This is a genomic window from Paraflavitalea sp. CAU 1676 (assembly GCF_029223285.1).
GTDB lineage: Bacteria > Bacteroidota > Bacteroidia > Chitinophagales > Chitinophagaceae > Paraflavitalea.
Genome location: NZ_JARHUJ010000011.1, coordinates 103,025 through 115,953, shown reverse-complemented (window position 1 = coordinate 115,953; position 12,929 = coordinate 103,025). Strand labels below are relative to the sequence as shown.

The 12,929-nt window shown below is 49.7% G+C and carries 7 protein-coding genes; 5 read left to right on the top strand and 2 right to left on the bottom strand.

The window, feature by feature from the left end:
- Positions 1–10: 10 nt before the first annotated feature.
- The 3 genes from P2H89_RS31105 to P2H89_RS31095 all read left to right on the top strand — a co-directional run bounded on the left by P2H89_RS31105 (position 11) and on the right by P2H89_RS31095 (position 5,717).
- Entirely contained in the window at positions 11–1,837 is a 1,827-nt protein-coding gene (locus P2H89_RS31105; RefSeq protein WP_275834609.1) for a RagB/SusD family nutrient uptake outer membrane protein, read from the top strand.
- A gap of 104 nt (positions 1,838–1,941) precedes the next feature.
- A complete protein-coding gene (locus tag P2H89_RS31100; RefSeq protein WP_275834607.1) occupies positions 1,942–3,531 on the top strand; it encodes an endo-1,3-alpha-glucanase family glycosylhydrolase in 1,590 nt (529 codons plus the stop codon).
- A gap of 26 nt (positions 3,532–3,557) precedes the next feature.
- On the top strand, positions 3,558–5,717 hold the full coding sequence (locus tag P2H89_RS31095; protein WP_275834605.1) for a glycoside hydrolase family 97 protein: 2,160 nt from the start codon (positions 3,558–3,560) through the stop codon (positions 5,715–5,717).
- 203 nt (positions 5,718–5,920) lie between these two features.
- Here P2H89_RS31095 and P2H89_RS31090 read toward each other — a convergent pair whose 3' ends face one another.
- Together P2H89_RS31090 and P2H89_RS31085 are read right to left on the bottom strand one after the other, a co-directional pair.
- Positions 5,921–6,637, bottom strand: coding sequence for an ATP-grasp domain-containing protein (locus tag P2H89_RS31090; protein ID WP_275834603.1), 717 nt, complete (start codon positions 6,635–6,637; stop codon positions 5,921–5,923).
- An 11-nt stretch (positions 6,638–6,648) separates the two neighbouring features.
- A complete protein-coding gene (locus P2H89_RS31085) occupies positions 6,649–7,386 on the bottom strand; it encodes an ankyrin repeat domain-containing protein (RefSeq protein WP_275834601.1) in 738 nt (245 codons plus the stop codon).
- A gap of 700 nt (positions 7,387–8,086) precedes the next feature.
- Between P2H89_RS31085 and P2H89_RS31080 the strand changes: the two genes are divergently transcribed.
- Complete coding sequence (locus P2H89_RS31080) at positions 8,087–11,302, top strand: TonB-dependent receptor (protein ID WP_275834599.1); 3,216 nt, start codon at positions 8,087–8,089, stop codon at positions 11,300–11,302.
- A 22-nt stretch (positions 11,303–11,324) separates the two neighbouring features.
- Complete coding sequence (locus tag P2H89_RS31075; protein ID WP_275834597.1) at positions 11,325–12,896, top strand: RagB/SusD family nutrient uptake outer membrane protein; 1,572 nt, start codon at positions 11,325–11,327, stop codon at positions 12,894–12,896.
- Positions 12,897–12,929 lie beyond the last annotated feature (33 nt).

Genomic DNA, 12,929 nt, shown 5'->3' with positions numbered 1-12,929 from the left:
ACTTAGCAACATGTACAACAAGATATTCACCATATTCATTGCGGCTGCCGTAATACTGGTTAGCTGTAAGAAAGACCCGGAACTGGTAGGCCCGAAGGATCAGTATTCCACCGGCAACTATCCCGCCAGCATAGCCGATCTGGAAAGTGTATTGGCGCCCTGTTATTCCAACCTGCGCGATCAACACCTGTTTGGCTTCAATTACCTCACCAAGATGATGGCCAATGCCACGCATGCGGGCAGTTCGGCCCACTCCGATCCCGATTGGCTGGGCTTCATCGACGTGAGCAATATGCAACCGGCCAATGGATTTGTAGCCGGTGTGTGGCAGGCGCTCTATGCAGGGGTAAAGAACTGTAACGTAGCATTGGCTGGCGCCGATTTCTTCGAGAAGAACTATGCCAAAGAGGCCGATAAAGCGAAGATCAATTATATCCGCGGCCAGGCCTACGTGCTCCGTGCGTACTATTATTTCCAGTTGGAGAACCTGTACGGAGAGGACCACGTGCCCAACCCCTCTGCTGCCGACACCTTGGGTGTACCGGTATTCGCCGGTTTACCTGCCGGCTTCGAAGCCACCCAACAGCCACGCGCACACAAGAACACGGTCTGGGCACTGATCGAAAGCGATCTGCAAACAGCCGCCACCCTGCTCAAAGGGAAGGTTTGGACGGGCAACGATGTTGGCCGTGCCTCCGAGTGGTCGGCCAAGGGATTGCTGGGTAAATCTTATGTATTCCGTAAAGACTGGGCCAAAGCCAAGACCGTACTGAAAGAGGTGATCGACAACAGCGGTAAATCGCTCATGCCTTATGCAAAGTATCGCGACGCGTTCATCGGCATCAGTGCCAATGAATTCAATGAGGAGTCGCTGTTCGAACTCAATATCGACCAGGATTCCAAAGGCGGCTATGGTGTGTACAGCGGAGCGGCCAATGCCACATCGATCAATGGATTGATCATCCCTCCTTATGCTCTGGGCCTCGATGGTACAGAGGGCGCCTCACTGCCGCTTGGGTATGGTGGTAACATAGGATTGCACGACAAGAACGTATTGCGCTTCGGCTATGCTGAAGGAACGTATACACTGGTCAACAACCCAGCATTCGACAACAGCAAAGACCCCAGCTACAAGAACCCTAAGCAGATCATGGATCCGGCATACAAGGCAAAAGCCCTTGCTGTGCGTACCGATAAAACTGCCGATCCACGCTTATATGTAAGTACCCTGCAACCCTGGCTCGATTCGGTTAAGCGCGATGGTGTGAACTGGTATCCTGTTGCACGCCCTTCCTATATCATGGGCGATGCCAGTTTGAACCAGCAATACGGATGGAGCTTCCGCAAGTATGCACCTATTTTCAACCATATGGATAACGTAGGCCCGGCCGATGCAGCCAATATCTATATCCTGCGCCTGGCCGATGTGTACCTGTTGTATGCGGAAGCCTGCGCCAATTCGAGCGAAGCGGGAACAGCGTTGGAATATATCAATAAAGTAAAAAGACGTGCCTATAGCCTGCCCGTCAATACCGCATCAGCTATCGATTACGCCAGCCTTACCGATGTAACGATGGCAAAGAAAGCCAACGATCCGGTATTGGGCAATAACCCGCTCTACTACGAGCGCTGGGCCGAGTTCTTCAATGAAGGGCAGTGGTGGTTCGATATGTGCCGCTGGCATATTGGGGCCTCGGAAGCTGCCTTTTATGTTACAGCCCGCGCCTTGAACGGCACGCCGTTTAAATGGATGGACAAAGCCTATGCATGGCCCATCCCCATTACAGAGTTGAACTCGAATCCTAAAATGGCCGGCAAGCAAAATCCTGGCTATTAAGAATAATCATCTGGAACGATCCGGAGTGTACCTGCGGCAGATGCCCACATCGGCCGGCAGGCACTTCGGATGAGTTCTGTAAGACCTTTCATTACGACAGCCATATGAGGAAGAAACAAAGTCTTTTCCGGGGATTTTTCATGGGATGGATGTTGCTCCTGACATCCATCCATCTTATAGCGCAGGACAGCCTGAGGAACCTGCCCGAACTAAGCCTGCCCATCAGCCACAAAAAACTGGTCATGGCGCACTGCATGACAAATATCATCCGTTACAAAGGACATAAATTCGAAGACAGCTGCGATCCCGATTACTATGCACCCAAAGGAAATCTTACTGCTCCGCTCGGAGGCCTTACGCAGGTTAAAGTAATAGCCGATTCCCTGCTCAGGAACAAAACACTCGACGAAGCGGTAGAGTTTGAGATGCGCGCTGCTTTGGCCAGCGGGATAGACGGCTTCCAGTTTTACTACGTACTGGGAGCGCCCGATTGGGACGAAATTATTAAAGCCTATTTCCGAGTAGCTGATCGGCAGCAATTAGATTTCAAATTCGCGCTCTGCCTCTCGCACCCCAGCGGCTCTACAGAGGCCGCCAAGATAGCCGAATTCTCCGGTCGAATTAATGGGATACTGAATACAGTTGGCCGTAACAATCCGCATTGGATGCGCACGCCCGATGGCCGGCTCGTTATGTACATGTGGTATGGCGAGCAACTGGCCGATATTCCCGCCGACCGTCAGGGACTGCCCGAGGCATATTACCAGGCAAGGGCCTTTAAGCGGCTGGCCGAAGCAACCGGCGAACGTCTGGCCTGCGTATTATCGATTAACGAGCGGATGAGTGCCGAAAGGATCGGTCAGTACCTCGATTATTTCCCGGCTGTGTGGATGTGGACCCTGTCTTATACAAAAGATTACCCCGGCCGGCAGGTGGCAGCTGCCTGTAAAAAGCGTAACCGCACCTTTATGGGATCGGCCTTTTCGGATTTCTATACCTCCAAACTACTGAAGCGTGGAACCTGGGATATGTTCCATTATGCAAAGGATGCGGTGGCAGCTGGTCTCGGTAAAGTAGAAAGGAAGTATATCGTTACCGGCCTGTCTTGGACCTTCCGCAAGATGCTGGAGTTTGCCATTGAGCAGGATGTATCGGTGATCAACGTCATTACCTGGAACGACTACCCCGAAGGCCATCACCTGGCGCCCGAAGAAAACCACAATGATGGATTTTCATTACTGCTGAAACACTATAAGAGTGTTTGGAAGAAAGAGCCTTCTCCTTTTGCCGGCAATGATGTAGCCATCGCCTTTTACAAGAAATACCGTCATGATGTAAAGCCTCAACCCTTTAATATACCGCTGGAGAGCTTCCAGGAAGATGCGTTGGCCCGGAAAGAAGAAGATTCTATAGAAGTGGTGACGATGTTGCAGAGCGGGGCGCAACTGAAGATCAACGGAACGATGCGTAAAGTGCCGGCCGGGTTTTCCATAACGCGGGTGCCTTTGCAAAAAGGGAGGGTACAGGTAACCATAGAAAGAAGTGGCAGGCTGGTGAAGCGCTTTGTGGCGCCGGAGCAGGTTACTGATAAACCCTTACGTACAGACAGGCTCACCTACTCCTGGAGTACAGAAACAGAACAATACCGACGATCTATAACAGGCGATCCATCCACGGCGGCCGCCGTGGAATAACGATGAAAACAGTTAAATACAGATACATGAAGTTTTTGAAGACGATCCTATGCGGTTTGTTCGTGGCAGCGCTGGTGCCGCGGGTAAATGCGCAGTCCGCCAACCCTGTAGAAGTAACGATGAACAAGGTAAAGCTTAGCTTTACCCTCGATGCAGCGGGTACGCCGCAATACAATGTGCAATACGACCAGCGTACAGTAGTAGCACCCTCGCGTTTGGGATTTGCATTGGCCGATGATAGTACATTTTATAAAGACTTTGAAGTGCTCAAAACTTCCAGCCGGTCTGTCAACGATAGTTGGCAACCTGTGTGGGGGGAAGTGAAGTCGATCCGGGATCAATTTGAAGAGTTAACGGTATCGCTGCGCCAGCGTAAGGCGCCGGGCCGTTTGCTCAATATCGTGTTCAGGGTATTTGAGGAAGGGGTGGGATTCCGTTATGAGTTTCCGCTGCAGCCCAACCTCAAGTATTTCGTCGTCACCGATGAGTTGACCCAGTTTCGACTTACCGGCGATCATAAGACGTTCTGGATCCCCGGCGATTATGATACCAATGAATACCTGTATACGACCTCGAAGTTGAGCGAGATAGACAATACAGATATGGTGAAAACGTCTACGGATATTGCCGTGCGGACGGCTCCCGATCCCTACGCGGTACAAACACCTTTGATGATGAAGAGTACCGAGGGGCTGTACATTAATATTCACGAAGCAGCGCTATCCAACTATCCGGCCATGCAATTGCATGTAGACCGGGCAGGTTATACGCTCACTTCGAGCCTGGTGCCCGACGCCTTTGGAAACAAGGCCTACCTGCATGCGCCGGCCCAAACGCCCTGGCGCACAGTCATTGTGAGCAATAAGGCGGCCGACCTTCTGGCATCAAAAATGATCCTGAACCTGAACGAACCCACAAGCTTAACCAATACTTCGTGGATCAAACCGATGAAGTTTGTAGGCGTTTGGTGGGAAATGCAGACTGGCAAAGCAACCTGGAATTACTCCAATTTTCCTGACAGTATGGATGCCCGCGGCAATTTGATCCCCAACGGAACCCATGGCGCCAATACGGCCAACGTAAAAAGATATATCGACTTTGCAGCACAACATGGTATCGGAGGTGTCTTAGTAGAAGGATGGAACAAGGGATGGGAAGATTGGTTTGGCAACTGGAAAGAAAACGTATTCTCCTTCACAACCCCATATCCCGATTTTGATGTACGGGAGATAACCCGTTATGCGGCTTCCAAAGGGGTAACCATGATCATGCACAATGAGACGTCGGGATCAGCGACGGATTATGAGCGGCAGCTCGATACAGCCTACCGTTTCATGAACCAGTTTGGCTATCCCTCGGTAAAGACCGGATATGTGGGAAAGATCATTCCCCGCGGTGAGCACCACGACGGTCAGTGGATGGTGAATCATTACGAACGGGTGGCCAGGAAGGCCGCCGGGCACCAGGTAACGATCGATGTGCATGAGCCTATGCGGCCTACCGGCCAACATCGTACCTGGCCCAACTGGATGGCGAGTGAGGCAGGCCGGGGTAATGAGTACAACGCTTTTAGTGTAGGCAGTCCGCCCGAACATGAAACCATCCTGCCATTTACGCGCCTGATGGGAGGCCCTATGGATTACACGCCGGGTATATTTAAGATGAAGGGCTATGCCTCCTATGCGCCCGACCGGCAGATGCACACGACCCTGGCCAAGCAACTGGCGTTGTACGTAACGATCTATAGTCCACTGCAAATGGCGGCCGATCTGCCGGAGAACTACAGCGCCAAACCCGATGCCTTTCAGTTTATCAAAGACGTGGCGGTAGATTGGGACGATACCAGGATCATCGAAGCCGAGCCCGGCGATTATGTCACGATTGCGCGTAAGGAGAAAGGAAAGGCCAACTGGTTTATAGGGGCTATTACCGACGAGAATAGCCGTACGGCCACCGTGCCGCTCTCTTTTCTGGAAAAAGGGCAGGTTTACGTGGCGGTGATCTATGGTGACGGACCGGGGGCAGATTGGAAAACAAATCCGGAATCTTATAAGATTGAGACGTTTTTAGTGGATGGAAATAGTAACTTGAAGCTGAAGCTGGCGCCGGGTGGGGGTGCAGCTGTACATGTGAGGCCGGCAGCGGCACAGGAATTGAAACAATTAAAGAAGTACAATCTCAAATAATTGAATCACCGCAGGGACGTGGAAAAACTATTGGAATAATAATGTGTAAGCTTTATCCCGCCCGGACGATTCCGTCGCATGTGGGCGCATTCTACGTCTCTGCGGTTATTGTTTAAAGACAGATCCTTATTGAACTTATTGATAATGGGCTGCCGGTTGGCTGCCCATTATATTTTGCTTAATCGATCAGGGAATTATCGAGTCTATTTATTGATGGTTGCTTCCTTCATGCAATCGATGACTTTCTCTGCCTTACAGTGGTTGAGGCCTGCACCCCAGCAGGCATTGAACTCGAGCACAAACCAACCCAGGGAACTGCTATAAGCGAGGTCGACTACCACTACCGCAGGCAACTGATGGTGATTATCTGTAAGGAAGTCTTCCAAAAATAATCTCGCTTCCTCAGTATCTGCCGTCCCTTCATACAAAGCAATGTCCATCACCACGCCGCTTTTAACGTAACTTCTTGCTTCAGCAGTAATATCAGTAATGATGTTGGAAACCATTACTTCTTCTGTGGTTTGCAATCCCTTAGTTGCGTCATTAAATGCATTGAGGTCACTAAAGCTACCTGCAACAAATAATTTCGGGATGACGGGTTTAATAAAAGCAGGCAATATTGCCCCATCGATCTTTCCTATTTGGGTTAGCGTGATGTCTCTTTTTGTCCATCGTTTATCAAGTCGTGTGATCAACGCATCATCCGGAGAAATAAGATCCAGGTTGTATATCTGTGCCAGGACCAACGCGAATGTCTGGTTTCCGTAAATAACCAGCTTACTGGCTGTAAGTTCTTCGTCTTTGATCCAGTATTTGCCCAACCGTTTTACACGGCCCCCATTAGCAGTCCATATCGATAACACTTCGTCAAATTCAATATCTGTTTTTTCGGGTATTATCAGAATCGTATCGCTCGCCATTTTAAACCGCTTTAACCTTTAGCTTTCTGTTTCAATAACTCTTCCACTTTTGCCTGCCCTGAGATGCGCGCAAGGTCCAGGGCCGATTGCCCTTCTTTGTTCCTCAAACTGATATCAGCGCCTTTGGAAAGGAGATAATTGACAATGTCAATATAACCGCTTCTCGCTGCTTCGCCGAGCGGGAAATCTTTATCATTATCCTGGTTGTTGACATTTGCACCATGTTCCACCAGGATCGTTACAATGTCCAAATGTCCTTTGCCCGCGGCATGCTCCAGTGGTGTTGCGCCATCATCGCCTCTGGTATCTGCTTCAGCGCCTTTGGAGACAAAGTATTTAACCAATTCCGTTCTTCCATTCCGGGCAGCAATGCGTAAGGGAGAATGGCCACGAAAGTTTTTTTCATTGGGATCTGCACCAGCATCCACCAGGAGTTTGGCAATATTCAAGAAACCTTCCTGCGAAGCGATGGATAAACAACTGAAGCTGCCATCTTTTCCCTTGAACAGTTGTTTGGCGTCTGCATTATTCTTCAACAGCAATTCTACCATTTTTTCATCATCATTCCATACGGCTTTCCACAAGGCAAATTGACCGTCTTTGTTGGCCTTGTTAACTTTTGCACCCTCCTTCAGGAGCTGCTCAGTTTTTACATAATCTTTCGCCTCTACCGCCTCCAAGAGGTTTTGAGCATTAGTCATAGACGAAAGGCCGATAGCCATAGCGAGGGTTACAAACAACTTGTACATGTAGGTTAATTTAAAGGATACACGAAAAGTAGGCGATATTATTAAAAGTGCATAATTCCATCGCATTTTAATTGATTGCCATTTCCAGGAACTGGTCATAGCCGAAAAAAATCAGATCGCATAGCTATTGGAGTTGATACATCGCATCTCCGCTTCGGGCCAGGAAAACTCTCTGGGCCCGGAGACTCAATTCCACGATTTCTGGCAAATTGTGTCCAGAATTGTTGTCAAGGTCATATGCAGATAAGACACTGACTAAACACGCCACAAAATCGGATGAAACACGCCAAGTATTCGGATATACCCGGGCTTGGTCCGGGTTTGGTCTGGGCTTGGTCCCTGTTTGGTGTGCGCTTGAGAAGAATAAAGCGCAATATTTCCCTATGCGAGGCAATGGGCCGGCTTGGCACTTCGCAGAGTAGTAGTAAAAGCCCACACTCACCAGGCGTAAGCGTTTAAGTTGTTGATTAAAAATTATTTAGCCTAAGTAAGAACCCAACCAGAAGGCCATGTTGCCGCCTCTTTTAGCAAAAATTAATTTGGTCAACCAATTTAGAATAACCATATTTGGTCAACCAATTATTGGTCGACCAATTTGAGTTAGTGCGAAAACAGCTCAAACAACCATGATTGTCAAAACGATTGTATTCAAGGTTGAGGCACTACCCACAGTGCACCTAATAACGATAAACCGCTTGCTATGCGAAGACTCAAAACCCTTTTCTTGTTTTGCCTGTTACTACAAGGCATAGCCTATGCCCAAACTACTGTAAAAGGCAAGGTCACTGATTCTAATACCGGCCTGCCCATCGCCTCCGCTTCCGTTAGTGTTGTCGGCGGTAAGGCGGGCAGCGGAGCCACTACCGACAGCGCCGGCAACTTCTCCATCCGCCTCAATAGTCGCAGTACAGGTAAGATCATGATCACCGCCATCGGCTTTAAAAACCAACTCATAGAACTGGATGGTAAGGATTTTCTCCATGTACCACTCACTGCCGCGGCTACTACGCTCGATGATGTCGTCGTGATCGGTTATGGAGCCCAGCGAAAATCGCACCTCACCGGCTCTATTGCCAAACTCAAAAACGATAACCTCGATGAGATCCCGACCTCCAGCCTGGACAAAGCCCTCATCGGAAAAATGGCCGGCGTAACTGTGCAAAATCTCAGTTCTGAGGTAGGTACCACACCACGCGTTCGCGTGCGTGGTCTCAGCTCCATCAGTGCCAATGCCGATCCGCTGGTGGTAGTGGACGGTCACCCGGTGCCGGATGGGCTGGCAATGGTGAATCCATACGATGTTGAATCGGTAGAAGTATTGAAGGATGCCGCCTCAGCTGCCATCTACGGATCGCGCGGAGCCAATGGCGTTATCATTATCACAACCAAGAGTGGTAAAACCAATAAACCGAAGTATACCATCAAATCGTACTATGGCGTCAAAAGCCCCTACAAGCTGCATCCCATCATGAGCACGACCGAGTACACTAAAAAGATGTACGATGAAGCAGCCATGCGGATTAAAGACCCTTCCGTCACCCCCGATAAACAAAACCTCATTACTCCGCAGGAAAAAGCGCGCTACCTCGTAGAAAGTGTACTGCGCAACGGTGACGGTACCGATTGGCAGGATGAAGGTCTGCAGGATGCCGCCATCTACAATGTTCAATTGGGACTATCCGGCGGAAAGGACGTTCGCTATTATATCTCCGGCAACTACCAGAGCGATAAGGGTATCATGACGCACAATGAATTTAGCCGAATGAACTTCAAGACCAAATTGGATGGTAACCTTGGTCAGAAAGTCAAGTTCAGCATTAACCTTAATCCTTCCTATACCCGCAGTGAATTGCCTGCAGTGAATTACACCGATTATTATCGTTTTTATTCGGGCTTGCCGGTCTATCATACTACCGCTACAGCAGCCTTCGTGAACCAGAATGCGCAATGGGCCACCGTTCGTCCGGGCGATTGGGCACAGGCAGGCCATTTTTCCAACCTGGTATACCAGGGTTATATGCCGGATGGCACTTATTATAATAGCGCGGTTGACCCCACGGCCACCGGTGGTAAGCTGATCCCCTTTTCCTCCAGTAACAATACGCCCAAATCAATCGCCGATCGTCAAACACGTTTTAGCGATAACTACCGCATCCTTGGTGGAGTTGACCTTAGCCTTGAGCTGATGAAAGGGCTTATCCTGAAATCATCGGCCAGTGCTTATTTTAATTATACAGAGGTAAACTCCTTCTCCAAACGCAACGCAAAGGCAGATGGCGATGTAAACCGCGGCATCAATAATTCCCGCAAATTCATCGACCTGCTTTGGGAAAACACCTTGAACTATAATACCAGTTTCGGCGATCACTCGCTCTCGGGCGTACTGGGGTATACCGCGCAGAAAACCACGATCAACGAGAGTCAGATCACCGGCGTAAACCTGCCCAGCGATGAGATCAAAACGCTTAACCAGGCTTCCTCGATCGAACTGGCCGGCACCTATACTACTAAAACACCGGTCGGATTGATCTCTTATCTCGGCCGGGTGAACTACGACTATCAGGGCAAATATCTCTTGTCTGCGAGCTTACGTACAGATGGCAGCGGCTATTTCCCAGCTGGTCAGAAATACGGCTGGTTTCCGGCTGTATCTGCGGGATGGCGTATCAGCAGCGAGTCATTTATGCAGGATATCGACTGGCTTAGCAATTTGAAGCTGCGTACCAGCTATGGCGCTACCGGCAATAATAAGATAGAGCCCTTCGCTTATCTCGAATTGCTGAACATGGCCAACTATCCACTGGGCGGTGGTACGGGTACGTTGAACAATGGACTTGCTGCCAACAACGATGTATTGCCCAATCTGCTCACCTGGGAAAGGACATTCCAATACAATGCTGGTGTAGACCTCGGGATCTTCAAAGATCGCTTTACCATGAGCGTCGAATATTATAATGGCACTACCGACCGGCTGCTGTTCAAGCAGAACGCCATGTCATTCTCCGGATCGAACCAGTTTTGGAACAATATCGGCAAAGTGCGCAACCAGGGCATAGAGGTGGAACTTTCCACCAACAACCTGCGTCGCAAAAACTTCGAATGGGTAACTATGTTCAACTTCGCCGCCAATCGCAACAAATTGCTCGATATGGGTGGAGAACCCTTCCAGTACAATTATGGTGAGCGGAATGAAATATATGCTGCCATTATAGGCGCTCCTTCCGTGCAATTCTTCGGTTATAAAACCGATGGGGTTTGGAAATCGGACCAGGAGATTGCCGATGCACAAGCGGCCGGTTATTCAAGCGCTCTCTCCAAATACTTCGTGGCAGGCGGGCTGAAGTTTGTAGATGTAACCGGCGATAAGCGCATCGATGAGAAAGACCGTACCGTACTCGGTAAACCCTTCCCCGATTTTACCTGGGGCATTACGAACAATGTAAAATACAAATCATTCGACCTCAGTGTCACCATACAAGGTGTACAGGGGCTCGATCTCATCAATGGTGATGCCAACTACAATGAATCGCGTTGGTATAATAAGAACTACAATACACCCAACCGCTGGGTAAGTGCTGCCAGTCCCGGCGACGGCAAAACACCCTACGGTACCAATGGGTCGGACTGGATGCTGACCGACTACGTGCTGGAAGACGGCTCCTATGCAGCACTGCGTAATGTTATACTGGGTTACTCCTTGCCGGCGAACCTGGCGAAGAAGTTTAAACTGAATGGACTGCGGGTGTATGCGTCCGGTGAAAACCTGCTGTATGTTATGTCAAACTCTTACCGGGGCATCAATCCGGAAGCACGCACCATTTCCAATCAATACGCTTCGCCGCTGATCGATGGATACCAACGCGGTGCCTTCCCCATTGGCAGAACGGTAACCCTGGGGCTCGACATCAATTTCTAACGAATTGCCATAAACTGACAACATGAAAACCTCTTTCCATATCATATGCATCCTGCTGCTGACCGGCCTGTTGCCTGCCTGTAACAAGATCATCGACCTGAAGCCCGAGTCGAATGTATCGGTAGAGAATTTTTACCGCACTTACGATGAGGTAAAGACAGCGCTTACCGGTTGTTACAACGGTATGCAAAAGCCATTGGAAACCGAATGGATGATGACCGAGCTGCGTTCGGATATAGCCAAACAGGGCGCCACCGGCAGCACGGCGGTAGCCAATATTGAATTGAATGACCTGAATACCTATTTACAGAACTCGGGCCATAGCAAGGTGTACGATTACTGGTATTATACTTATAAGAACATCCGCAGTGCCAACTATGTGCTGAGAAGCCTTGGTGTAACCTATAACAACGGGCAGATCACGCTTGGTGAAAGCTCCGCTCAAATGGAAGAAGAACGCCGGAAGCAACTGGCCGGTGAAGCCCTGTTTATCCGTGCCTATCATTATTTCAACCTGGTACGCTTGTTTGGAGGGGTGTTTCTGCTTACAGAGTCTAAAACACCGGCAGCGTTGAAGCTGATCAATCGCTCTACGCCGGATGATTGTTATAAGCTGATCACCGCCGATCTGGAGACTGCCAAAAACTTCCTCCCCAGAAAAACCTATTCGCAGCAGGCGCAGGAAGACCTGGGCCGGGCTACGGTATGGGCTGCCGAGGCCTTGCTGGCGAAAGTGTACCTGACCACCAACCGGAAGGCCGAAGCGCTGACCCTGCTCGATGATGTGATCAATTTCAGCGGACACGATCTGCTGAGCAGCTATGCTGATGTGTTCTCGATCAACAATGAAATGAGCAAAGAGATCATTTTCGCAGTGCGCTACAAGGCAGGTGGCCTGGGCCTGGGCAATTATATGGCCAACAGCTTTGCTGCACTGAACAGCGGCAGTGCTATCGTTAATGGAAATGGCTCCGGTCTTAATTATCCCACGGCCAATATGGAATCCAAATACGTTGTGCCTGCCACCGGCGCTGCTGATAAACGCCGGGATGTAACGATCGGCAAGTACAGCGGAAATCCCTATTTGAAGAAATATACTTCGCCGGTCATGATCAAGAACGATGCTGAGAACGATTTCCCCGTGCTCCGCTTTGCCGATATATTGTTGCTGAAAGCGGAAGCGATGGGATACAGTCAGCCTGCTGTTGATATCATCAACCGCATTCGCGGCAGGGCAGGGGCTGTGGTGTACCCGGGCACAGGTAGTTTCACGGCAGCTTTTTATCTCTATCCCGACAGCGGTCCCGAAGCCAACACAGACGGCAACTTCCTTGGCCGCTTACTCGACGAAAGAAGGATCGAACTGGCGTTCGAGAACCATCGCCTTTTTGATATTTACAGAACCGGTCAGTTTGAAAATGTCATGAACGCCTATTACACTTTTGAATATGATACGCACTATAAGAAATTCAAGCCCGCTATACCACTCGATGAGCTGAAGAACAACCTAAAGATCCGTACCCTATTGCCCATACCGCAGCGGGAGCTGGATAGCAACAACCAACTGGCTATTCCCCAAAACCAGGGCTATTGATCTCTATACCCAAACCAACGAATGCCTGCAATT